The organism is Loktanella salsilacus, from assembly GCF_900114485.1.
Taxonomy (GTDB): Bacteria; Pseudomonadota; Alphaproteobacteria; order Rhodobacterales; family Rhodobacteraceae; genus Loktanella; species Loktanella salsilacus.
In genome coordinates this window covers 25,284-48,808 of record NZ_FOTF01000023.1, presented here as the reverse complement: position 1 = coordinate 48,808, position 23,525 = coordinate 25,284, and the positions used below count along the sequence as shown (strand labels likewise).

The 23,525-nt window shown below is 60.2% G+C and carries 17 protein-coding genes, 1 tRNA gene and 1 pseudogene; 10 read left to right on the top strand and 9 right to left on the bottom strand.

The features are described 5' to 3' along the window. The 5 genes and pseudogenes from BM131_RS16320 to BM131_RS20685 all read left to right on the top strand — a co-directional run. A partial coding sequence (locus BM131_RS16320) for a transposase (protein WP_139222572.1) occupies nt 1-289 on the top strand: 289 nt, incomplete at its 5' end. A 27-nt stretch (nt 290-316) separates the two neighbouring features. After that, nucleotides 317-679 (top strand): annotated as a pseudogene (locus BM131_RS16315) (winged helix-turn-helix domain-containing protein); the annotation flags it as partial. Nucleotides 680-855: 176 nt separating this feature from the next. After that, nucleotides 856-3,102, top strand: a complete 2,247-nt coding sequence (gene ligA / locus BM131_RS16310) for an NAD-dependent DNA ligase LigA (RefSeq protein ID WP_090191182.1) — start codon at nt 856-858, stop codon at nt 3,100-3,102. After that, entirely contained in the window at nt 3,099-5,189 is a 2,091-nt protein-coding gene (gene recG, locus BM131_RS16305) for an ATP-dependent DNA helicase RecG (RefSeq protein WP_090191173.1), read from the top strand. The genes ligA and recG overlap by 4 nt, the downstream gene beginning before the upstream one ends. Nucleotides 5,190-5,295: 106 nt before the next feature. Continuing rightward, nucleotides 5,296-5,418: a hypothetical protein gene (locus BM131_RS20685; protein WP_281245352.1), complete on the top strand. Its 123-nt coding sequence runs from the start codon at nt 5,296-5,298 to the stop codon at nt 5,416-5,418. A 180-nt stretch (nt 5,419-5,598) separates the two neighbouring features. On the opposite strand, the gene BM131_RS16300 is transcribed toward BM131_RS20685, so the two are convergent. Further along, nucleotides 5,599-6,045 carry an iron-sulfur cluster assembly scaffold protein gene (locus BM131_RS16300; protein ID WP_090191171.1) on the bottom strand — a complete coding sequence of 149 codons (447 nt, stop codon included), beginning with the start codon at nt 6,043-6,045 and terminating at the stop codon, nt 5,599-5,601. 66 nt (nt 6,046-6,111) lie between these two features. Here BM131_RS16300 and hisI point away from each other — a divergent pair, with 66 nt between their 5' ends. After that, nucleotides 6,112-6,474, top strand: a complete 363-nt coding sequence (gene hisI / locus BM131_RS16295) for a phosphoribosyl-AMP cyclohydrolase (protein ID WP_090191170.1) — start codon at nt 6,112-6,114, stop codon at nt 6,472-6,474. 87 nt (nt 6,475-6,561) lie between these two features. Here hisI and gluQRS read toward each other — a convergent pair whose 3' ends face one another. The 8 genes from gluQRS to BM131_RS16255 form a co-directional block, all read right to left on the bottom strand. Beyond that, complete coding sequence (gluQRS, locus tag BM131_RS16290) at nt 6,562-7,389, bottom strand: tRNA glutamyl-Q(34) synthetase GluQRS (RefSeq protein WP_090191168.1); 828 nt, start codon at nt 7,387-7,389, stop codon at nt 6,562-6,564. Beyond that, complete coding sequence (trmFO, locus tag BM131_RS16285) at nt 7,386-8,747, bottom strand: methylenetetrahydrofolate--tRNA-(uracil(54)-C(5))-methyltransferase (FADH(2)-oxidizing) TrmFO (protein WP_090191181.1); 1,362 nt, start codon at nt 8,745-8,747, stop codon at nt 7,386-7,388. The genes gluQRS and trmFO overlap by 4 nt, the downstream gene beginning before the upstream one ends. Before the next feature lie 39 nt (nt 8,748-8,786). After that, nucleotides 8,787-9,485, bottom strand: coding sequence for a hypothetical protein (locus tag BM131_RS16280; RefSeq protein WP_090191167.1), 699 nt, complete (start codon nt 9,483-9,485; stop codon nt 8,787-8,789). Nucleotides 9,486-9,614: 129 nt separating this feature from the next. Further along, complete coding sequence (locus tag BM131_RS16275; RefSeq protein ID WP_139222668.1) at nt 9,615-10,391, bottom strand: hypothetical protein; 777 nt, start codon at nt 10,389-10,391, stop codon at nt 9,615-9,617. Between the two features lie 125 nt (nt 10,392-10,516). Next, nucleotides 10,517-13,270, bottom strand: coding sequence for a DNA gyrase subunit A (gyrA, locus tag BM131_RS16270; protein WP_090191164.1), 2,754 nt, complete (start codon nt 13,268-13,270; stop codon nt 10,517-10,519). Nucleotides 13,271-13,466: 196 nt separating this feature from the next. After that, nucleotides 13,467-14,396 (bottom strand): arginase, encoded by a 930-nt coding sequence (gene rocF / locus BM131_RS16265; RefSeq protein ID WP_090191162.1) that lies wholly within the window; start codon nt 14,394-14,396, stop codon nt 13,467-13,469. Nucleotides 14,397-14,423: 27 nt separating this feature from the next. Further along, nucleotides 14,424-14,873, bottom strand: coding sequence for a disulfide bond formation protein B (locus BM131_RS16260; RefSeq protein ID WP_090191161.1), 450 nt, complete (start codon nt 14,871-14,873; stop codon nt 14,424-14,426). Continuing rightward, the gene (locus BM131_RS16255) at nt 14,873-15,451 is read right to left on the bottom strand and encodes a YqaA family protein (protein ID WP_090191159.1); all 579 of its coding nucleotides are present in this window, start codon (nt 15,449-15,451) and stop codon (nt 14,873-14,875) included. The genes BM131_RS16260 and BM131_RS16255 overlap by 1 nt, the downstream gene beginning before the upstream one ends. Nucleotides 15,452-15,609: 158 nt before the next feature. On the opposite strand from BM131_RS16255, the gene ypfJ reads away from it, so the two are divergent. The 4 genes from ypfJ (at nt 15,610) to BM131_RS16235 (ending at nt 23,423) form a co-directional block, all read left to right on the top strand. Beyond that, a complete protein-coding gene (ypfJ, locus tag BM131_RS16250; RefSeq protein WP_090191158.1) occupies nt 15,610-16,464 on the top strand; it encodes a KPN_02809 family neutral zinc metallopeptidase in 855 nt (284 codons plus the stop codon). Between the two features lie 62 nt (nt 16,465-16,526). Beyond that, nucleotides 16,527-16,612 (top strand) — tRNA-Leu (locus tag BM131_RS16245). A 684-nt stretch (nt 16,613-17,296) separates the two neighbouring features. Beyond that, nucleotides 17,297-21,418, top strand: a complete 4,122-nt coding sequence (locus BM131_RS16240; protein ID WP_090191156.1) for a Hint domain-containing protein — start codon at nt 17,297-17,299, stop codon at nt 21,416-21,418. A gap of 214 nt (nt 21,419-21,632) precedes the next feature. After that, on the top strand, nt 21,633-23,423 hold the full coding sequence (locus tag BM131_RS16235) for a Hint domain-containing protein (RefSeq protein WP_090191154.1): 1,791 nt from the start codon (nt 21,633-21,635) through the stop codon (nt 23,421-23,423). The last annotated feature ends 102 nt before the right edge of the window (nt 23,424-23,525 follow it).

Sequence of the window (23,525 nt, the reverse complement as noted above, 5' to 3'; positions counted from 1 at the left end):
GCGCTATCCATCATTGCGACATGTATTTGCGGATGGCGGGTATGCAGGGCCCAAACTGCGGGACGCGCTAAAGGCCCTCGGCCGATGGACCGTCCAGATCGTCAAACGCTCTGACACCGCGGAGGGCTTTGAAGTGCTGCCGCGACGGTGGGTCGTCGAGCGCACCTTCGCCTGGCTGAACCGATGTCGCCGCCTATCGAAAGATTGGGAAAAATCCATCGCAAGCGCAGAGGCTTGGATCCTCATCGCACACATCAGACGCGTCACACGGCATCTCGCAAGGGATTGAGAAGGTGCAGTTAGTTTTGAATCAGACTCTAAGGGGCATGCGCAGTCGATCATTAAGACTGGCAGTATCTGTGTGAACCTTGACGCGAAAACGGTCGAAGTCGAAGGCACTGCCGTGCATTTGACCGGCAAGGAATATCAGATGCTGGAACTGCTTAGCCTGCGCAAAGGCACGACGCTGACGAAAGAAATGTTCCTGAACCATCTTTATGGCGGCATGGACGAGCCTGAATTGAAGATCATCGATGTATTCATCTGCAAGCTGCGCAAAAAACTATCCGAAGCCACTGGGGGCGAGAATTTTATCGAAACTGTCTGGGGCCGTGGATATGTGTTGCGCGATCCAGACGCGCAATCGGGCAGGGCACCGCCTCTTGCCGTCGGGGCCTAAGGGTTAGCAATTCGCAGGTTTGGCAGCCCAGGCGGGCGTGGCGTCTGGACGTCTGAACGGTGCCGCTTTAGATTTCGGTCGAACCGCACTCGCGGACGAACCCGACCGGAGGCTGCGACATGGCAAGTTCGAAAAGCGCAGGCAAAGCTGCGGCGCATATGGGCGGCGCCGAAGATATGCGCAGCGCGGATCCTGCGACGCTAACCCCGTCGCAGGCGTCCGAGGAACTGTCACGACTGGCAGCTTTGCTAGAGCAGGCGAATGTGGCCTATCATACCGACGACGCGCCGGTCATCAGCGACGCTGACTACGACGCGCTGCGCCGGCGGAATGCGGCAATCGAAGAGGCATTTCCTGCGTTGAAACGCGCAGATTCGCCAAGCGAGCAGGTCGGTGCACCGCTTGCCGACGGCTTTGGCAAAATTGCGCATGCGCAGCGCATGATGTCTTTGGCGAATGCGTTTACGGACGCGGATGTCGACGACTTTGATGCGGGGATTCGGCGGTATCTGGGTCTGCCGAGCGATGCGCCGTTGGCCTATACGGCAGAACCCAAAATCGATGGGCTGTCGCTGTCGCTGCGGTATGAGGGTGGCATCCTGCAACAGGCCGCCACCCGCGGCGATGGCGCAGTCGGCGAAAATGTGACGGCGAACGCAAAAACGATCGCCTCCATTCCGCACCGGCTCACCGGCGCGCCTGACCTCCTCGAGGTGCGCGGCGAGGTTTACATGCGCCACGATGATTTCGCGGCTTTGAATGCGCGGCAGGAACAGGCTGGGGCAAAGGCCTTTGCCAATCCGCGCAACGCCGCTGCGGGATCGCTGCGGCAACTCGACCCCGGCATCACCGCCGCCCGCACATTGCATTTCTTCGCCTATGCTTGGGGCGAACTTTCCGCCCCTTTGGCTGAAACGCAAAGCGGCGCAATTGAACGGCTCGGCGCTTTGGGCTTTGACGTGAACCCGCTCACGCAGCTGTGCGAGAACCCGGCGCAGATGATGGCGCATTACAACCAGATCGCGGCTGATCGCGCATCGCTGGGCTATGACATCGACGGCGTTGTTTATAAATTGGACGATTTGGCGCTGCAGCGGCGGCTTGGTTTCCGCTCTACCACGCCGCGGTGGGCCATCGCGCATAAATTTCCGGCGGAACTGGCTTGGACGCAGCTTGATGGGATCGACATTCAGGTTGGCCGCACGGGGGCATTATCGCCTGTCGCGCGGCTTGTCCCGGTGACGGTTGGCGGTGTGGTCGTGTCCAACGCGACCCTGCATAACGAAGACTACATCGCAGGCCGCGCTGGTGACGGCACGGCGATCCGGGGTGGGCGCGATATCCGCGTGGGCGACTGGGTCGAAGTCTACCGCGCGGGCGACGTCATCCCCAAGATCCGCGATATTGACCTTGCGCGCCGGCCTACGGACGCCGTGCCGTTTGCCTTTCCGACGGTTTGTCCGGAGTGTGGATCGGACGCCGTGCGCGAAGATGGCGATTCCGTGCGCCGCTGCACCGGCGGCTTGATTTGTCCCGCGCAAGCCGTTGAAAAATTGCGCCATTTTGTGGGTCGGGCTGCTTTCGATATTGAAGGTCTTGGCGCGAAACAGGTCGAGTATTTCTTTGCCGATCCTAGCCTGCCGATCCGCGAGCCTGCGGATATCTTTACGCTGCAGGCGCGGGATAAGGCGCAGCTTACCAAACTCTCCAACCGCGATGGCTTTGGCGACACCAGCGCCCGTAATCTGTTCCAAGCGATCGACGACAAACGCGATATCCCCTTGAATCGCCTCATCTTTGCGCTTGGCATTCGCCACGTCGGCGAAGTCGCCGCTGCCGACCTCGCCCAGCATTTCAGCACGTGGGAGGCATTGGTGGCGAGCATTGATGCCGCCCGTCCAGCGGCGCGCGCGCATCTGGACGCCGACGCGGCCGAGGTCGCAGAGCGGGCCGCCGCTGCGGATGCGGGCCGCCGCGCGCGGATTAAGCCAGTGCGCGATTTGGCATGGCAAGGCATTGATCCGGAAGCAAAATCCGCTTGGGATGCGCTGATCGGGATCGAAGGAATAGGTGCCTCTGTCGCGGTGTCGCTTGTGACGACGTTTCAGCAAGAGGCCGAGCGCGCATCGATCGACCGCCTTGTCGCCGAGTTGCGCGTGCAGCCAGTCGCCCCGCGTGCGGTGTCGGACAGCCCTGTCGCGGGCAAAACTGTCGTCTTTACCGGCACGCTCGAGAAAATGACCCGCGCCGAGGCCAAAGCCCGCGCCGAGGCGCTGGGTGCCAAGGTTGCAGGCTCTGTCAGCGCCAAAACGGACCTGCTGATCGCGGGGCCGGGGGCGGGGTCAAAGGCGACGAAGGCGGCGGATCTGGGGGTCGAGGTGATCAATGAGGACGAGTGGCTCGCCCTGATCGGTGACGCATGACCGGCCGGCCAGAGGTTCTGTTTCCCCTGTTCGGCGCGCTGACCGCGCTAAAAGGGCTGGGCGATAAAACCGCGCAATTACTGGAACATATGGCCATCACCCGGCCCCGCGACATGTTGTTTACCTTGCCGCAGGGCGGCATTGACCGGCAGGTTCGCGCCAGCATCCGCGACGTCGTGCCGCCCTGCACGGTGACCGTCGCCGTGACCATCGGTGCGCATCATGTCCCGGCCAGCAAGAACCGGCCATACCGCGTGACCGTGACCGATAGTGAAACGAGTTTTCAGCTCGTGTTTTTTCACGCCCGCGGTGATTTCCTGCAAAGGCTGCTGCCAGAGGGCGAGCGGCGCATCATCTCTGGCCGGATCGAATTGTTTGACGGTATCGGCCAGATGGCGCACCCCGACCATGTCGTGACCGAGGATGCGGCGGCGGATATTCCCGCGTTCGAGCCGGTTTATCCGCTGACCGCTGGGGTGACGCAAAAGTTAATGTACCGGGCTACGCGCGGCGCGCTGGACATGGCACCGCCGCTGGCGGAGTGGATCGACGGCCCTTTGCTGACGCGCGAAGGGTGGCCTGATTGGAAGGCTGCCTTGCAAGCCGCCCATGCGCCGCAAAGCACAAGCGATCTGTCAGCGCTTGCCGTGGCGCGGGTGCGTCTGGCCTATGACGAGCTTTTCGCGCATCAACTGACCCTTGCACTGGCGCGCCAGCAGATGCGGCGCAAACCGGGACGGGCAACGGTCGGGACCGGCGTGTTGCAGGACCGTGTCCTGGGGGCGCTGCCCTATAAACCGACTGCGGCGCAGAGCCGGTCTGTTGCCGAAATCTCTGCCGATTTGGCGGCCCCGCACCGGATGAACCGTTTGCTGCAAGGCGATGTCGGGTCCGGTAAAACGCTTGTTGCCTTGATGGCGCTGCTGATCGCGGTTGAGGGCGGCGGGCAGGGCGTGATGATGGCCCCGACCGAGATTTTGGCGCGGCAACACCTCGAAGGCTTGCAGCCTTTGGCCGCCTTGGCTGGCGTCCGGCTTGAGATTTTGACAGGCCGCGACAAGGGCAAAGAGCGCGCGGCAAAGCTGGCGGCGCTGGCCTCTGGCGAGATACAAATCCTTGTTGGCACCCATGCGGTGTTTCAAAAAGACGTGCATTTCCATGATCTTCGCTTGGCTGTTGTGGACGAACAGCACCGCTTTGGCGTGGCGCAGCGGATGGAGCTTGGGGCCAAGGGGCAGGCCGTCGATGTGCTGGTGATGACCGCGACGCCGATCCCGCGCTCGCTCAGCCTTGCGCAGTTCGGAGAGATGGACCTGTCGGTCTTGGACGAAAAGCCGCCCGGCCGCACCCCCGTCACCACAGCGCTGGTCAGCACTGACCGCGTGGACGAGGTGATTGCAAAACTGCGCGGTGCGATTGCCGAAGGGCGGCAGGCCTATTGGGTTTGCCCCCTGGTCGAGGAATCCGAAACCATCGACATGACCGCTGCCGATCAGCGGTTCAAATCCCTGCGTGCCGCCTTTGGTGAAGGCGTCGTCGGGCTGGTGCACGGCCAGATGCCGCCTGCGGAAAAAGACAGCGCTATGGCGCTTTTCGCAGCGGGTGAAACCAAGGTTCTGGTCGCCACCACGGTGATCGAAGTCGGGGTGAACGTGCCCAATGCCTCGATCATGGTGATCGAGCGGGCCGAGAGTTTTGGCCTTGCGCAATTGCACCAGCTGCGCGGACGGGTCGGGCGCGGATCGGCGGCCTCTACCTGTTTGCTTCTGTATCAAGCGCCCATGAGCGAGACAGCGCAGCGGCGGCTTGCGATCCTGCGCGAGACTGAGGACGGATTTCGCATCGCAGAAGAGGATCTGGCAATTCGCGGGGCCGGCGACATGATTGGCACAGCGCAATCAGGCCTGCCGCGGTTTCGAATCGCCGATCTGGAACGGCAGGCCGCACTGATGGAAGTCGCGCAATCCGACGCCCGCGCCTTGCTTGCGATGGATCCTGCACTGGAAAGCCCGCGCGGCAAGGCGGCGCGCGTTCTGCTTTGGCTGATGGAACAGGATCGTGCGATCCGTTTGATTTCAGTCGGTTAGAACAGGTCGGAACATTTTGTTCACAAATGTTCTCAAAAAGTTCTTTACAGGCGGTTAATGAAATGGAACAAAGAGGCAACACCACAGCAACCAAAGGAGAGACCCCATGGCCAAGGACATCAAGACCGCGATCCACCGCAGCCGCGATACCATCCTGGCCGACGCAATCGGGGTCGCCGCACTGGTTGTTATGCTGTTTGCCGGATTGTCACTGCCTGCGATGATCTGATCTGTTTGCGCCCCGGCGGCGTTGCGTTTTGCCTGTCCCACACGTCAGACGCTGACTGCCTGTCCTAAGAATGATCAAGGGTTGCCTGCCCCGATCATCGCCGCTGGGATGCATCACTTACCGCCGCCACCTTCCCGGGTGAGCGGCGGTTTTTTTATGCAGGATCGATTTGAGGCCGGATCAGGCGGTTGCGGTCGCATCGTCCAGTGCGGCAAGGGTGGCGTCAAAGGCCAGCATGATCGACGCATGGCGGTTCTTATAATCGCGCGCAGGCTCTAACACAGCAAGCCCGTCAAAGGGGGCAGTCGGGGCAGGGCCATGGGCGGTCAGCATCGCATGCAACTGATCGCGGCCTGTTTGCACAGCGGTGCGGTCAAGGCCCACAATCGCATCGCCCACGACAGAGGCCGCAGCCTGACCCAGCGCGCAGGCCTTCACGTCTTGGCCGAACGCAGCGATGCGGCCATCCGCAAGCGTCACATCGACGGTCACCGTTGACCCGCACAGCGGCGAGCGTTTGCGCGCGGTGCCATCCGGCGCATCAAGGCGGGCGGTGTGGGGGATCTGCGAGGCCAGCGCCAAAATGCGCGTGGAATACAGTTTAATCATGTCGGTCTCGGCGCTCACCGGTTTGCCCTTTCACTGGTTGGTCCATAGATAGGGCGCAACAGATGTTTTGGAAAGGTGACACCCATGTCCTTCGACCCCGCCAGCCTGCGGTTTAACGACGCCGGCTTGATTCCCGTGATCGCGCAGGACGCGCAGTCGGGCGAAGTCTTGATGCTGGCCTGGATGAACGCCGAGGCGATCACGCGCACGCTGGAGACAGGCGATGTGACCTATTGGTCCCGTTCCCGGGCTGAATTCTGGGTCAAGGGCGCGACATCCGGCAATGTGCAAAAGCTGGTGGAGTTCCGTTTGGACTGCGACCGCGACTGTTTGTTGGTCGAAGTCGATCAAACTGGGCCTGCCTGTCACACCGGGCGGCGGTCTTGTTTCTATACCAAGGTCGAGGGCGGCGAAGAGGTTGTGACCGACGCACCGATGGAGAGCTAAGATCGCCTAAAGCGGGCGCGTCTTTAGCAAAAACCGAGGATCAGGCGGATCGTGGGCGGTTTGCCATGCGACGGGCGGGGTATGAGTTTATTTCGCCAGATGAAGGGGGAGCCCGACCAACTGGCGAATGTCAGCGGGCGTCGCGCCGCCCTCCCGATAAGTGGCGATGGCGCGGGCGTCGTCGCGTTTGGCAAGGCGTTTGCCGGCATCGTCGCGGATCAGGCGGTGGTGGTGGTAGGTGGGCGTTGGCAGCTGCAGCAGATGTTGCAGCAGAACGTGGATTGGTGTCGCCTCGCGCAGGTCAGCGCCGCGCACGACGTCGGTTATCTGCTGGGCCGCGTCGTCGATCACGACAGACAGATGATAGGATGTGCCCATATCGCGGCGAGACAGGACGACGTCGCCGATGTTGTCCGTCATGTGCTGGTTGCCTGCGCCATAGAATGTTTCAGTATCAACGGCTTGCAGGGCTTTGTTCATGTCGAGGCGGAGTGCGGTATCCAGTGGGCGCGGGCCGGTGCGGGACTGAACGCGGCAGGTGCCGGGATAGATGATGCCGTCGGGGCCCATGGCCGCGCCTTCCTGCGGGGCGCTGGCGGCGGCGAGGATATCGCGGCGGTTGCAGGTGCAGGGATAGAGCAAGCCGCGGGCCCAAAGCGTATCGAGGGCGGCGGCGTAGGCGGGCAATCGGTCCGACTGGCGCATCACCGGCGTGGGCCATGTAAGGCCAAGCCAAGCGAGGTCATCGTATATCTGCGATTCCCATTCCGGGCGGGCGCGGGACTGGTCAATGTCTTCGATCCGCAGCAGGAACGTGCCGCCCGCCGCCCGTGCCATGTCATGCGCAAAAAGCGCGGAATAGGCGTGGCCCAAGTGCAGCGGGCCAGTAGGCGACGGGGCGAAGCGCGTGATCAAGCGGGAACGGTTTCCGTTTGGGCCAGCCAGGCGGTCCAGTCTTCTTTCGCGCGGTCGGTATAGGCTTTGTAGCGTTCTTTGCGGCCGCGGCGCCCGCCTTTGATGCCGGTGCCTTCGAGCGGGGGAAACAGACCGAAGTTCACGTTCATCGGTTGGAAGGTTTTCGCATCCGCGCCGCCGGTGATATGCGTGACAAGCGCGCCCATTGCCGTGGTGTTCGGCACGGGCGGCAGATCGATGCCATGCGCCTGCGCAATCGCAAGCCGGGCGGCGAGCAGCCCCATGGCGGCGCTTTCGACGTAGCCTTCAACGCCAGTGATCTGGCCGGCAAAGCGGATGTTGGGTTGGGATTTCAGCCGCATCTGCCCGTCCAGAAGCGTCGGAGAGTTGATAAATGTGTTCCGGTGAATACCACCAAGGCGTGCAAATTCCGCGTCCTGCAGGGCAGGAATCGTTTTGAAAACAGCCTTTTGCGCGCCGTACTTCATCTTGGTCTGGAAACCGACGATGTTGTAGAGCGTCCCAAGCGCGTTGTCGCGGCGCAGCTGCACCACGGCATAGGCCTTGGTTTCCGGATCGTGCGCGTTTGTCAGGCCAACGGGCTTCATTGGGCCAAAGCGCAGCGTCTCGCGGCCGCGTTCCGCCATGACTTCGATCGGCAGACAGCCGTCAAAATAACCTGCGGTCTCGCCCTCTTTGAACTCTGTCTTTTCGGCAGCCAGCAGCGCGTCGATAAAGGCCTCGTACTGGTCCTTAGTCATCGGGCAGTTCAGGTAAGCGGTGCGCTCGTCTTCGGTCTCTCCCTTATCATAACGGGACTGCATCCAAGCGACGTCCATGTCGACGGTCTCGGCGTAGACGATGGGCGCGATGGCGTCGAAAAACGCAAGCTGGTCGGCGCCGGTTTTGGCGCGGATCGCCTCTGCCAAGGTGCCAGAGGTTAGAGGGCCGGTCGCGATGATCCACTGGCCCTCATCGGGCAGCTCTGTGATTTCTTCGTAGGATACTGTGATGTTCGGATGCGCCTTGAGCGCGGCGGTGACGCTGACGGCAAAGGGATCACGGTCCACGGCCAATGCGCCGCCTGCGGGCAGGCGGTGCTGCGCTGCGGTCTGCATGATCAGACCGTTCGCCTGACGCATTTCCCAATGCAGCAGGCCAACCGCATTTTGTTCGTGATCGTCAGAGCGGAAGGAATTGGAGCAAACCATTTCCCCCAAATCGCCCGTGCGATGGGCAAAGGTCGCAACCTTGGGCCGCATTTCGTGAATGGTAACCGTAAGGCCCGCGTTCGCGGCCTGCCAGGCTGCCTCTGATCCGGCCATGCCGCCGCCGACGATGTGCAAATGATGTGTCATGCCCGCGATGTAGGACACCGCGGGCTGATTTGCAAAGGGTCAGAAGCCGGGGATGACTTCGAAAATGCTGCGGTTGTCGAAGGTGGTGCCGCGTGCCGCGCCAAATGCGACCTTGGCGCCGATGGTAAAGAAGCCAACGGAGTCTGAATCGTCACCCACATCGCCAGTAATACGGCCGATTTGCGTGTAGAACTGCGGGCCGGCTGCCATCTGGTATTCCGCGCCGATCGACGCTTGGGTCAGACGCACATCATCGACGTCGATCAAGTCGACGTTACCGATGACGGAAAAGCCCGAGCGTAGGTCATAGCTGCCGTCGATGCCGAAAATCGTGCCGTCATCCTCGGCGCGGCCGATGTAAGCGCCCACATCGCCGCCCATGAATTCGGTGCCGCCTTCGATACCGAACAGGTTCAGGCCTTCGCCATCATTGGAGTCGTACCCATAGAAGCCGCCGACAGATGCGGCAGAGGACAGCTGGTATGTGCCGTGCAGGGTGACGTTCGTGGCGGTGGTGCTGATGTTGTCAGGTTTGTAGGCGGCGGCGTTCACCGACATGCTGAACGTGCGCATAAAGCCATATTCGACGCCACCCGAGTAGGTCGTGCCGCCAAAGTCGCTGCCATCAAGTGGCGCGTTGTATTCGATGCCAAGATCACCGCCGGTGATGCCTTGGGCGAATGCGGAAAGGGGAAGAGTCGCCAAAAGAATGGCGACGGGAACTGCGCGGTTAATCATGTCTCTGCCTCGTTGTTTTTTGGATGAGGCTTTTTGCCTCTTAGGCGCAAAAATACGAGGAATGTCTGATTTGTGCAAGTTCGGTCATGCCGGGCGGATGTGCCCGGCATGATCTGTGGCGCAAAGGCGTCAGAAGCCAGTGAGCGTGTGGGCGGAATCCCGCGCGCCGAAGGTCGCGCCGCGTTCTGCACCAAAGGTGTAGGTCGCGCCGATATTGGCATAGGTCACGTCGTCGGACAGGCCGGCGATATCGGTGCTGAGGCGGCCAAGTTCTGCGGACAGGCCGATGTTATTGCCCAGATCGGCGGAAACACCTGCACCGATACGGTCAAAGGACAAAGCGTCGGTGAAGTGAATTTGGTCATAACGACCCATCACGGTGAACATCTCGTTCACGTCATAGCCAACCTGAACGCCAGCTTGGTTCAGCTCGAAATCACCAATGATTGCGCCGTCTGCGGCAAAGTCGGTCCCAGCAAAGGCGTCGCCCAGATCGATTGCGGAAATACCGAAGTAACCTTCGACTTTCAGCTGTGCAGCCTCGTATCCGCCTTCAACACCGTAGTATTTCAGATCGTCCCCGTCAGAGGATTCCTGACCGTAGTACATGCCAAAAGAGGCAAATTCATTCGCGTGATAAATGGCGTGGCCAGTGAACGCGATGGTGTCGCTGCTGAGCAGGCCCAGATCGGTGTCGGTGTAGCTTAGGTCGCCCTGAAGCGCGAAAACCCGGTCAAAACCGATTTCACCGCTGGCGGACAGATTGTAGCCCGAGGCATCGTAATCGCTGTCGGTCAATCCGCCGTAGGTGGCTGTCACGTCGCCGCCAGTCAGGGATTGGGAGGCCGCCGCAGTCGCCGCAACACAAAAGCCAGCAGATAGCATAGCCTTGAAAATATTAGTCATTCTAACCCTCAATAAAAGGGCGACTCGTGGTTGGTCGCCCTCTACCTTGGGTAGAGCGGGCCATCCGGAAGGTGAATTGTGTGCGTTAACTTTTTGTTAACAATTCACCTTCCGTGGCACCTAGGTCACGCTTCGGGCTCACCTGCTTCTGGATCGGTCTCTGGCTGTTCGGCGATCCAAGCGACGCTGACGACTTCTTCGCCCTTGGCGGTGTCAAACACCTTCACGCCGCCCGCCCCGCGAGAGCGGAAGCTGATGCCGTCGATGGGCACGCGGATCGATTGACCGGTCGAGGTGACCAGCATGATCTGGTCGGACAGATCGACAGGGAAGGACGACACCAGTGGGCCGCCGCGCATCGCCTTGTCCATCGCCGTGACGCCCATGCCGCCGCGTCCGCGCACAGGATAATCGTGGCTAGAGCTGAGCTTACCAGAGCCTTTTGATGTGATCGTCAGGATCAGGTTTTCAGCCGCAGACATTTCCGCGTAGCGTTCCTGGCTGATCGCGCCGGGTGTCACGTCGTCCTCGTCGTCGGACACTTCAGCGTCGTCGGCAAGGCCCGCCATTGCGCGGCGCATTTTCAAATATGCAGCGCGTTCAGAGGCTTCCGCCTCGAAGTGGCGGATAATCGACATGGAGACGACCTTGTCGTCGCCGTTCAAACGAATGCCGCGCACACCGACAGAGCCGCGCGAGTTGAATACCCGCACGTCGGTCGCAGGGAAGCGGATGGCACGGCCAGAGTTCGTGACCAGCATGACGTCGTCATCGTTGGACGCGATGCGGGCATTGATCAGCGTGTTGTCGGCCTGATCGTCCTCGAACTTCATTGCGATCTTGCCGGCGCGGTTCACATTGGTGAAGTCGGACAGCTTGTTGCGGCGCACAGTGCCCTTGGACGTGGCAAAGACCACCTGCAGATCGTCCCACTCTGCCTCGTCCCGGTCGACAGGCATGATCGCCGCGATAGAGATGCCGGGCACGATGGGCAGAATGTTTACGATAGCCTTGCCTTTGGCGGTGCGGCTGCCGAGCGGCAACTGCCAGCACTTTAGCTTGTAAGCCATGCCGTCTGTTGTAAAAAACAGCAGCTGGGTATGGGTGTTGGCGACGAAAAGGGTTGTGACGACGTCCTCTTCCTTCGTGGCCATCGATGACAGACCTTTGCCGCCGCGGCGCTGCTGGCGGAAGTCGGTCAGCGCGGTGCGCTTGATGTAGCCGCCAGAGGTGACGGTGACGACCATCTCTTCACGCTCGATCAAGTCCTCGTCGTCCATGTCGGCGGCCCAGTCGACGATTTCGGACCGGCGCGGCACGGCGAACTGGGTTTTCACCTCGTTCAGCTCGTCGCGGATGATCTGCATGATGCGGTCGCGAGAGCCGAGGATTTCAAGATAGTCGCGGATTTTCGTGGCCAGCTCTTTCAGCTCGTCGGTGACTTCTTTCACACCGATCTGCGTCAGGCGCTGCAGACGCAGTTCAAGGATCGCGCGGGCTTGCGCCTCTGACAGGTTGTAGGTGCCATCGTCGTTCGCCGTATGGGTCGGATCGTCGATCAGGGCGATGTATTCCAGAATGTCCTGCGCCGGCCATTTACGCGTCATCAAAGCCTCGCGCGCTTCGCTCGCGTCAGAGGATTTCCGAATAGTGGCAACGATTTCGTCGATGTTCGTCACAGCCACGGCCAGACCGCACAAGATGTGGGACCGTTCCCGCGCCTTGCGCAATTCGAACGCGGTGCGACGGGCGACAACGTCTTCGCGGAAGTCGATAAAGCAGGACAGGAACCGCACCAGCGTCAGCGTTTCTGGGCGACCGCCGTTCAGCGCCAGCATGTTGCAGGCAAAGTTTGTCTGCATTGGGGTAAAGCGGAACAACTGGTTCAGCACGACCTCTGCGGTGGCGTCGCGCTTTAGCTCGACCACGACGCGCACGCCGTTCCGGTCGGATTCGTCCTGCACGTGGGCGATGCCTTCGATCCGCTTTTCACGGGCGGCCTCGGCAATGCGGTCGATCATTGACGATTTATTAACTTGATAGGGGACATCGTCGATGACGATGGCCCAGCGGTCCTTGCGGATTTCCTCGGTATGGGTGCGGGCGCGCATGATGACGCTGCCACGACCCTCTAGGTACGCTTTGCGCGCGCCAGACCGGCCAAGGATGACGCCGCCGGTCGGAAAGTCCGGGGCGGGGATGTATTCGATCAGCTCTTCGCTGGTCATGTCGGGGTTGTCGATCAGCGCGAGGGTCGCATCGATGACTTCGCCAAGGTTATGCGGCGGGATGTTGGTCGCCATGCCGACAGCGATACCGCCAGCGCCGTTGACCAGCATGTTGGGATATTTCGCAGGCAGAACCGTTGGTTCGCGGTCTTTGCCATCATAGTTGAACTGGAAATCGACCGTATCTTTGTCGATATCGTCCAGCAGATAGTTCGCAACCTTCTGCATCCGCACTTCGGTATAACGATAGGCCGCGGCCTTGTCGCCATCCATGGAGCCAAAGTTGCCCTGACCGTCGAGCAGTACCAGCGACATCGAGAAATTCTGCGCCATCCGCACCAGTGCGTCATAGATCGCGCTGTCGCCGTGTGGGTGGTATTTACCCATCGTCTCGGCCACGGGGCGCGAGGATTTGCGGTAGGGTTTGTCGTAGGTGTTATTGGTGTCGTGCATTGCGTAAAGAATGCGGCGGTGCACCGGTTTCAGACCGTCACGCAGGTCTGGAATGGCGCGGCTGACGATGACCGACATGGCATAGTCAAGATATGCTGTCTTCAGCTCATGCTCGATCGTGACCTGCGGCCCGTCATACGTCCACTTTGGAGTGGCGTTTTCATCATCGTTTTCAGGAGTTTCCGGGGTATCGTTCACGTGAATGCCTTATCCGATGGGACGTCTATATTTTGATCAGTTGATCTTAGCAGATACCTGATCTGGTGCGCAACGCCTAGCAGGGCGAAACGCAGGATCTGAGCGCTGCTGGGGGCGATTTTTTGCGTGAAAACCAGATTTGGGGGGCCAGCCCCCCAAGCCCCCCGCGGTATTTTTGACCAGAAGAAAAGGACCGTCAGGCGTGGCTGCGCGTTGGCCGATCAAAGACGCGGCGGCCAAGCAGGGAAGCGGTCAGATCCACCATCAGCGAGGCGGTTTTGCCCCGATCATCGAGGAAGGGGTTGAGTTCGACCAGATCGAGCGAGGTCACAAGGCCGCTGTCGCAGAGCATTTCCATGACCAGATGGCCTTCGCGCACGGTGGCACCGCCGGGGACAGTGGTGCCGACGGCGGGCGCGACAGAAGGGTCGAGGAAGTCCACATCAAGGCTGACGTGCAGCATCCCGTCCACGGCGGCCACGCGGTCAAGGAAGGCGGCCAGCGGTGTGCGGATACCGCTTTCGTCGATCACGCGCATATCGACGACGTCGACGTTGATATCCAGCAGGGCGGCGTGTTCGGCGCTGTCGACAGAGCGCAGGCCGATCATGCAGATGTTGGCCGGATCGACACGGGCGGGCAGGGCGGGGAAGGCCTCGAACCCGTCGCGGCCGATGACGTAGCCCACGGGTGTGCCGTGCAGGTTGCCGCTGTCGGTGGTGTTGGGTGTGTGGATGTCGCTATGCGCGTCAAGCCAGAGGGCAAAGAACGGGCGGCCTGTTGTTTGGGCGTGGGCGGCCATGCCGGCTACAGTGCCTAAGGCCAGCGCGTGATCGCCGCCAAGAAAGATCGGCAAGCCGCGCGGTGCGGCCTGCTGTGCGGCGGCCATCAGGGTTTGCGTCCAGCCGACGTTTTCGGCCAGTGCATAGACCTTGTCATTTGCGTGGGGCGCGACCTCAACGGCGGCGGGGGCGAGGTTGCCGAGGTCTTCGACCGTGTGGCCAAGGGCGGTGATCGCCTCTGCCAAGCCAGCGGTGCGGTAGGCGTCCGGGCCCATCAGGCAGCCGCGGCGACGTTTGCCGCAATCGACGGGGGCCCCAATCAGGATGCAATGAGTCTGTGTCATGGTGATACCTTTCAGGTGCGGGCCGGTTTAGGTGCGGGCGCGTGCGGCGGCGATCCAGATCAGGACCAGCGCGGCAGACAGCAGGGCGTTCCAGCCCGCCATGGAAATTGTCAGCAGCTCCCAGCTGACCTGATCGCACATGATCAGGCGCGGGCCTTCGGTGGACAGCAAATCGCCAGCCAAGCCGCCGCCACCGCCGCCGGTGCAGGACGTGGGTCCGGGCCACCAGCCTTTTTCGACGCCTGCGTGAAAGAAGCCAATGCCGCTGGTGATGGCTGCGGCCACTGCGCCAAGCCATGGCCAGATGCGGTGCGGCACGGTGAGTGCGAGAACGCCGACTAGGGCCGCGGCGGCATGGGGCCAACGCTGCCAGAGGCACATCTCGCACGGCAGGTAGCCGAAGAATTGAAAGACGAAAGCGCCGGCCAACAATAAGACAGAGCCGCCAGCGGCGATCAGGATCAGCGTGTTACGCATTAAAGCACCTTTAAGACAGCGAAGCCGCCAACGAGCAGCACCATGAACACGGTAAAGACGAGGCCCAAGCGGCGCTCGATGAAGTCTTGGATCGGCTGGCCGAATTTCCACAGCAAGGCGGCAACAAGAAAGAACCGAAAGGCGCGGGCGATGATAGACGCCACGATGAACACCGGCAGCGACAGGCCTGTGACGCCAGAGGCGATGGTGATGACCTTGAACGGGAAGGGCGTGATGCCTGCGATCAGCACGGCCCATGCGCCCCAGTCATTATACTTGACCGCGAAAGCGTCGAAATATTCGCCCTTGCCGTAGAAATCGAGCACGGGCTGGCCAATCGTGTCGAACAGCGCCGCGCCAATATAATAGCCCAGCAATGCGCCCAGCACCGAAGCGACCGTCGCGATCCCCGCGATCAGGAATGCGCGGGACGGGCGGGCGATGATCATCGGGATCATCAGCACGTCCGGCGGGATCGGAAAGACGCTGCTTTCAATAAAGCTGACGATAGCCAATGCCCGCAGGGCGTGGCGCGAGCGAGACAGGGACATCGTCCAGTCGTAAAGGCGGCGGATCATGATGGCATCCTGTTGGTTTCAGGCGCGGTTAGGCCATGGAACCGGCGCGAAGGTCAAGTCATCGGCGCGCAAAGCAGGCCTTGCGCATTGCAGCGACGCGATGTCGCACTATTGTTACCGCCAAGTGGCGAAAGGCCAAGGTTTAGAAGGGGTTTGTGATGAAGTGGCAAGGACGGCGGGTCAGCCGCAATATTGAACGGCGCAGCGGCGGTGGCGGCGGGCGCGCGATTGGTGGCATCGGCGGGATCGGCGGCGTGTTGATCTTGTTGCTGGGGTGGTATTTCGGCGTCGACGTGTCGGGCATCGTCGGCAGCACGGGGGGCAGTAGCACGCAGCAGGTCGATACCGGCCAGATCACCGAAGCCGATCCCGAGGTCGAGCAGTTCGTCGGTGTTGTGCTGGCGGATACCGAAGACGTCTGGGCCGCCATTTTTAACGCGCAGGTTGATGGCGCCTATGTGCCGCCAAAGCTGGTGCTGTTCGACGGGATCACCCGTTCTGCCTGCGGCAATGCCAGCGCGCAGACCGGTCCGTTCTATTGCCCGTCCGATCAGGACGTTTATCTGGACACCGCGTTTTTCCGCACGATGCAGCAGCAACTGGGCGCGGGCGGTGACTTTGCCGCGGCCTATGTGATTGCCCACGAGGTCGGCCACCACGTGCAGGACGAGCTGGGCATCTTGGGCCAGACCAACAGCATGCGCGCCCGCATGAGCGAGGCGGATTCAAACGCATTGTCGGTGCGGATTGAATTGCAGGCGGATTGCTATGCCGGGATTTGGGCGCAGGGCACGCAGGCGATGAACGGCACGCTGGAACCTGGCGATATTGACGAGGCGATGAATGCGGCTGCCCGGATTGGCGACGATGCCTTGCAGCGCAACGCCGGCCAGGCTGTCAGCCCCGACAACTTTACCCACGGCACCAGCGCGCAGCGCCAGCGGTGGTTTATGCGCGGATATCAGAGCGGTAACATGACCGACTGTGATACGTTTTCAGCGACGCAACTTTAATCAAAAATTACGCGCGGGCCCGATTGACGCGGGCCCGCGCCTTGGATACGTCAGCGTCACTGGCCGGTGTGGCGGAATGGTAGACGCAGGGGATTCAAAATCCCCCGATTGCAAGATCTTGTCGGTTCGAGTCCGACCACCGGTACCAAAAATCTCTGACATATTCGCCCCTTGGGGGCCAAGCGTGCCCTTTACGGGGCACTGTTCGATTCTGGGTGCGGGATGGCTATTGTGTTTTGTTGTAAGACAATCAGGTGAATGGCGCGCGCTTGTTGCTGGGATCGCAACAAAGGTGGCGGTAACCATCTTAGATCTGCCACAATTTCCAGCATCAACCTTAAGTGGTTATTGCGTTTCCAAAAATTTCGCCTCGCATGCAGCAATGCAGGGCCCGGAAACCGAACTATACGAAAGAATAGTCAAGTTTTATTAAGAATTAAGCGTATCGCACAGATCGCCACTTGGCCGCACTGTTTTCGTAGGTGAAACAATGTCGCGCCTTTCGAGGTATAATTCGTTTCGTATACGACCGTTTGAGGTGCATTTACGCGCGTTTTGTTGCTGGATGACACATTTTCTCCTTTTTTGGCGTTGTAAGGCAGAGTAATGCTTTAGGTGCCCAACTGGGGGGCAAAACCGGTCGATTGGGGCGGCCGGGCCGACATTTATAAGTGTCAGCGAATTTTGGTGTCTGCGGCAAAGGGTTCTTCCCATGCTAAAGATTTTAGTTGCCGCGCATAAGTGCGGTGAGGATTTTGGCACGTGATCCGTCCGGGGTTGCGGCCGTCGAGCATGTGAAGACGCGCTGAGCGTCGTTAAGTGGAGATTTAAGATGACGAGTGTCACAACCGTAAATCTGATTTATTTAGGCAATTACGCCGACGTCGATCTGAACGAATGCGACTACAATGCCGAGATGGCGAGCAAGCTTATTGGCGTGTCCAAAGGTGCGGATGATTTGTCGCTGGTGAAGGCCACGCTGACGGACCCGCAGCATGACGGCGTCATTTCTGACAACGAATGCGGTTACGACACGGTTGCGTACAACACGGGCAGCGGCTCTGTCACGAACAAGACCGACAGCACGATGACGGCCAAGCTGAATGTCACGCTGACTGATGGATCTGTGGTTCAGATCGAAGCTGTGATGATCCAGCAGACCAACGGCGACCTTTTTGTCACCGACCTGCTGAACCAAGGCACGCTGGATAACCTGTCGATCGCCAACATCGAAGTTGCCCAGATCACTGGTGCGAATTATTCCGGTTGGTATTCCAACCAGTCCGTCGACAACACGACCTTTGCAAACGTTGTGTCGCTTGATGGCACCGTCGAAGGTACCGCTGGCAATGACGTGATCGGTTCCAACTACACGGGCGACCCCGAGGGCGACCGCATCGACAACAACGATGCCATCGCGTCCGGCGCGCAGCCCAATGACGATCTGGTCTACGGCTACGGCGGCAACGACACCATCTATTCTGGCGCGGGCAATGATGTTGCCTTTGGCGGCACCGGTAACGACCGGATTGATGGCGGTACTGGCGATGACACGCTGCACGGCGATGCTGGCTGCGACGTGATCACAGGCGCAGACGGCAACGACACCATTTATGGCGGCGCTGATGCGGATGCTGTTTACGGCAACGCAGGTAACGACGCGGTTTATGGCGGCTCTGGCGATGACTATGTCTACGGCGGCTCCGGCGATGACAAGGTTTATGGCGGTACCGGCGACGATAAGGTCTATGGCGGCTCCGGCGACGATAAAATCTATGGCGACGACGGCAACGACAAGATCGAAGGCGGCGTCGGCAACGACTACATCGAAGGCGGCGCAGGCAACGATTCCATCGACGGCGGCGCTGGCAACGATGTGATCTATGGCGACAGCGCTGACGGCTCTAACGGGCCGACCTATGTGCGTGAAAGCTTTGAGTGGTCCAAGGCGGCCGATCCAAGCGGCGACGGCACGGCCATCGACGACGGCGACAACCTGAAGGGCGGCTTTAGCCAAGACACAGGCAACGTCACCGTGACGTTCAGCCAGTCCGCTGCGAACGAATACCCCGCGACGACGTTTGAGACCGAGGCAGAAAACGTCTCCGGCATCAACTCCGGCACCGAGACTGTGAACACCCACAGCTCGCTCGACTCTGTCTTGGACAAAGACGGCGAGAAGGTGACGTACAACCTCGGCTTCTCTGATGACGTTCAGAACATCAGCTTCCGTATCAACGACATCGACTACGCCTCCAAAGTGCAGGTCTATGCCTATGACATGGACGGCAACCGCGTTGCGGTCGATATCTCGGCTGGCAGCAACGTCACCGTGCAGGATCTGGACGGCGTCGGCGGCACGGAAACGCTGCTGGCCAGCGGCGGCGGCGGCAGCACTGAGACGGACGGCAACTATTCCGCGCTGGTCAACATCGCTGGCCCGATTTCCCGGATCGAGATCGTGCACACCAAGGTGCAATCGCTGAGCCCGGGCAACAACGCTGGTATCAACGTCACGGACGTCTTCTTTGACGCACCGGTTGAAGGCTCTGGCGTGACGGGTGGCAACGACATCCTGAACGGCGGCCTTGGCGACGACATCATCTATGGCGAAGGCGGCACCGACTCTCTGTATGGCGGCGCGGGCAACGACGCGCTGTATGGCGGCGCGGGCGCTGACAAAGTCTATGGCGGCGATGATCGCGACACCATCTATGGCGGCGCAGGCGACAGCGTCGACGGCGGCGCAGGCGGCGATGATTACGACGTCCTCGTGCTGAACGATGGCGAGATCTACATCACCACTGGCCCAGATGGCACCGGCTCTCCTGTGCTGGACGCGGATGGCAACAGCTTCTCTGGTCGCGTGGTGTTCACCGACGCGAATGGCGTGCCGACTGGCGAATACATCGACTACACCGAGATCGAAGAAATCCGTGGCGGCACCCCGCTGCGTGACGGCACCGTGTTCGGCACCGAAGGCAACGACACCATGGGCGTCGGCTATGCCGATCCGTCCGATGGCGACTTGATCGACGGCAATGACGCGATCCTGGCTGGCGATACCGGCAATGACGACCTGATCTACGGTCTGGGCGGCAACGACACCATCAATGCCGGCGAAGGCAACGATGAAGTCTATGGCGGCATCGGCAACGACTCCATCACTGGCGGCAACGGCGCTGACACGGTTTACGGCGATGCTGGCAACGACATCGTCCGCGGCGGTAACGGCAACGACACCGTTTACGGCGGCGATGGCGACGATACCGGCTTTGGCGGTGACGGCGATGATCTGGTCTATGGCGGCGCTGGCAACGATCAGCTGAACGGCAACGCTGGCAACGACACCATTTATGGTGGCGAAGGCAACGATACCGTGTCCGGTCAAACTGGCGACGACGTGCTGTATGGCGATGCCGGAAACGACATCATCAACGGCGACGCCGGCAATGATGTAGCCTACGGCGGCGACGGTGATGACTATATCGACACTGCAAACCACGTTGATCCGGGCTTTGACAATCCGTATCCCGGCCTGCCCGGCGATGCGAACACCCAGAACGATCTGGACACCGTCTTTGGCGGCGCTGGCAACGACACGATCATCACCGGCGACGATGCTGATGTGATCTATGGCGGCACCGGAAATGACCGGATCGATGCGGGCATCGACAACGACTACGTCGAAGGCGGCGAGGGCGATGATACGATCATCGGCGGCGAAGGCGTGGACACCATCTATGGCGACGCGGGCGACGACCTGATCTATGGCGGTCTGGCCAACGACACGCTGGACATCGTTGACCACGATGCAAACGGCAACCCGGTTGATCTGCTGCCAGACAACAACAAAGACACCATCTATGGTGGCGACGGCAACGACACGATCTTTGGCCGTGACGATGACGACACCATCTATGGCGACGCTGGCAACGACACGATCTTTGGCGGCATCGACGACGACGTCATCTTTGGCGGCGACGGCAATGATGTCCTTAGCGGCGATCAGGGCAACGACGTGATCAGCGGCGACGCTGGCAACGACGTGATCTCTGGCGGCATCGGTCTGGACACCATTTACGGCGGCGACGGCGACGACACGATTGCGTCGGGTGCGGATGCTGACGCTGTGTTCGGCGGCCTTGGCAGCGACCGGTTCACCGATGTGTCCTCTGGCGATGTGATCACCGGCGGTGAAGACCCCGATGGCACTGACGTCGATACGTTTAACTTTGACCAGGAAACTCTGGACAAGATCGACCGTATCGAGCGCAACGGCGGCGCTGGCGACAGCGAAGAGCTGCGGGAATCCGGCACCATCTACTTTAAAGATGGCACCACGGCGTCCTTTAGCCAGATCGAGGCACCGTGCTTTACGCCCGGCACCACGATCGCCACGCCAAAAGGCGAGCGTCTGGTCGAAGACCTGCGCGCTGGTGACAAGATCATCACCCGCGACAACGGCATTCAGGAAATTGCTTGGGTCGGCTCAAAAGAGATGACCGGCAAGGAACTGGCCGCCAAGCCGCACATGAAGCCGATCTTGGTGAAAGCCGGATCGCTGGGTCATGGTCTGCCAGAGCGTGACATGCTGCTGTCGCCCAACCACCGCGTTCTGGTGGCAAGCGAGAAGACGCAGCTGTACTTTGAAGAGCGTGAAGTGCTGGCAGCCGCCAAGCACATGACCGGCGCACAGGGCATCCATACCCTGGACGTGATGCGGACGACCTACATCCACTTCATGTTCGAGCGCCACGAAGTCGTGTTGTCGAACGGCGCTTGGACCGAAAGCTTCCACCCCGGCGATTATTCGCTGAACGGTCTGGGCAATAGCCAGCGGAACGAGATTTTCGAACTGTTCCCGGATCTGGCGACAACAGCAGGCGTAGAAGGCTATCAGGCGGCGCGTAAGTCCCTGAAGAAGCACGAAGCGCGTCTGTTGATGAAGTAACTTCGCAGCCGCCCGTCGGCGGTGTGCTTGAAAGCGAAATGAATGCAGGCTGCCTCTGGTAGCCTGCATTTTTTACAATTTGTTCACGCTTTTATGTTCCTAGAGTACGCATACTATCTACTTGGTTAGCTTTAGGTCGTATAAGAATAGGTGATATATTTTACGTGCGTAAATAGTTCAAATCAGACTAGGCGCTTGACCAAGGACCACATGAATGGCGAATATTTCTGGTACGTCTAATCGCGATACGATTAACGGGACCTCTGGCGATGACACCATTGATGGCGGTGCGGGGTCCGACCTGATTTATGCCGGCGGCGGCAATGACACTATCTATGATAACGACAATTCCCCCGATACCGTCTATGGCGGCGCGGGCAACGATGTCTGGATCCCCTCGACCAACTCTCAGAATGGTGGCAGCGATCAGGTCTTCCTAGAGGATGGCGACGATACCGCCTACCTTGGCTACCTGACCGTCGGCCAGAACGAGACGATTGACGGCGGCGCTGGCAATGACACGTTCAACTTTTCCAATTTCCAAAACGCAGCGCTGAACGTCACGATTGAAAATAGCGGTACGTTGAATTTCAACGGGCAGCTGGCGTCGGAAAACGTTTATCTGAACTTTGAAAATATTACGGGTAACGCGTCCCAGAATACCCTGACGGGTAATGATAAAACCAATATTCTGGATGGCGGCGGCAATGACGACAAGCTGTATGGGATGGGCGGCGATGACACGCTGATTGGCGGCGCTGGTAAGGATTCGCTTTACGGCGGCACCGGAACCGACACCCTTTATGGCGGCGACGCCGAAGACCTGCTTTTCGGTGGCGACGGCAATGATGCGCTGTTTGGGGGCACCAGCCAAGATACGCTTTATGGCGGCGCTGGCGACGATACTATTAATGGCGGCGACGGTGACGACAAGCTATATGGCGACGCGGGCAACGACACGCTGCTGGGCGGTCAGGGGCAGGATTCGCTGTATGGCGGTGATGGCGACGATGTGCTGGACGGGGCCGATGGCACCGGTCAGGACAACGATGACCGGCTATATGGCGGCGCTGGCAACGACACGCTGATCGCGCGCGACGTACAGGACAGCCTGTATGGCGGAACGGGCGACGATTATCTGACGATCCTGAAGGACGGCAATATAGGCACGATCACCGCTGACGGTGGCACCGATCCGGACAATGGCGACTTTGACCAACTGGATTTGAAGTCAGGGTTGGATAACGGCGACTGGACCAGCGTTCGCATTTACAACACAAATGGGACGCTGATTTACGACAGCCTGAACCCCGTTCAGGGGCAGAACTACGATACGCTACCAGAAAATGGCCGGGCAGAGCTGTTGAATGGCAACAACATCATTGGCCGCGTCAACTTTACCGAAATCGAAAAGCTGGTGATTTGCTTCACCCCCGGCGCGCGCATCATGACGCCAAAAGGGCAGATTGCTGTGCAGGACCTGCGCGTGGGTGATCTGGTGATGACCCGCGACCACGGCATGCAGCCGATTGCGTGGATCGGCGAGCGCAGCCTGTCCGCCGCTGATCTGCGCCGCGCACCCAAGCTGCAACCCGTCCGCATCGCAGCCGGATCGCTGGGCGATGGCCTGCCGGAACGCGATCTGGTGCTGTCGCCGAACCACCGCATGCTGATCCAATCCCATCGTGCGGCCTTGCTGTTTGCCGAAAACGAAGTGCTCGCGCCGGCCAAACACATGGTTGGCACCGCTGGAATCACCCAGGCTGACGTGTCCGGCGTCACCTATGTGCACATCATGTTCGAGCGGCACGAGGTCGTGCTGTCCGACGGCGTATGGTCAGAAAGCTTTCAGCCCGGCGATCACAGCCTTGGCGGTTTGGCGCAGAACCAACGGGACGAGATCTTTATGCTGTTCCCGGAATTGAAAACCACCGCTGGCGTCGAAGGCTACCAAGCTGCGCGTAAGTCATTGAAAAAGCATGAAACACGCCTGTTACTGCGGTAAGTTCGCGGCCTCCTAAACGGGGTTTGCCACCAAAATAGAAATGCGGGCCGCAGATACCTCGGCCCGTATTTTACGTCTGAATGCTGTGAATTTCTGTCGCTT

Excerpts from the sequence above, each read along its gene's own strand:
- ypfJ (WP_090191158.1), top strand. The coding sequence starts at position 15,610 with ATGAAGTGGCAAGGACGGCGGGTCAGCCGCAATATTGAACGGCGCAGC.
- BM131_RS16260 (WP_090191161.1), bottom strand. The coding sequence starts at position 14,873 with ATGCGTAACACGCTGATCCTGATCGCCGCTGGCGGCTCTGTCTTATTG.
- hisI (WP_090191170.1), top strand. The coding sequence starts at position 6,112 with ATGTCCTTCGACCCCGCCAGCCTGCGGTTTAACGACGCCGGCTTGATT.
- BM131_RS16240 (WP_090191156.1), top strand. The coding sequence starts at position 17,297 with ATGACGAGTGTCACAACCGTAAATCTGATTTATTTAGGCAATTACGCC.
- BM131_RS16280 (WP_090191167.1), bottom strand. The coding sequence starts at position 9,485 with ATGATTAACCGCGCAGTTCCCGTCGCCATTCTTTTGGCGACTCTTCCC.
- ligA (WP_090191182.1), top strand. The coding sequence starts at position 856 with ATGCGCAGCGCGGATCCTGCGACGCTAACCCCGTCGCAGGCGTCCGAG.
- BM131_RS16255 (WP_090191159.1), bottom strand. The coding sequence starts at position 15,451 with ATGATCCGCCGCCTTTACGACTGGACGATGTCCCTGTCTCGCTCGCGC.
- BM131_RS20685 (WP_281245352.1), top strand. The coding sequence starts at position 5,296 with ATGGCCAAGGACATCAAGACCGCGATCCACCGCAGCCGCGATACCATC.
- BM131_RS16275 (WP_139222668.1), bottom strand. The coding sequence starts at position 10,391 with ATGACTAATATTTTCAAGGCTATGCTATCTGCTGGCTTTTGTGTTGCG.
- rocF (WP_090191162.1), bottom strand. The coding sequence starts at position 14,396 with ATGACACAGACTCATTGCATCCTGATTGGGGCCCCCGTCGATTGCGGC.
- trmFO (WP_090191181.1), bottom strand. The coding sequence starts at position 8,747 with ATGACACATCATTTGCACATCGTCGGCGGCGGCATGGCCGGATCAGAG.
- recG (WP_090191173.1), top strand. The coding sequence starts at position 3,099 with ATGACCGGCCGGCCAGAGGTTCTGTTTCCCCTGTTCGGCGCGCTGACC.
- BM131_RS16235 (WP_090191154.1), top strand. The coding sequence starts at position 21,633 with ATGGCGAATATTTCTGGTACGTCTAATCGCGATACGATTAACGGGACC.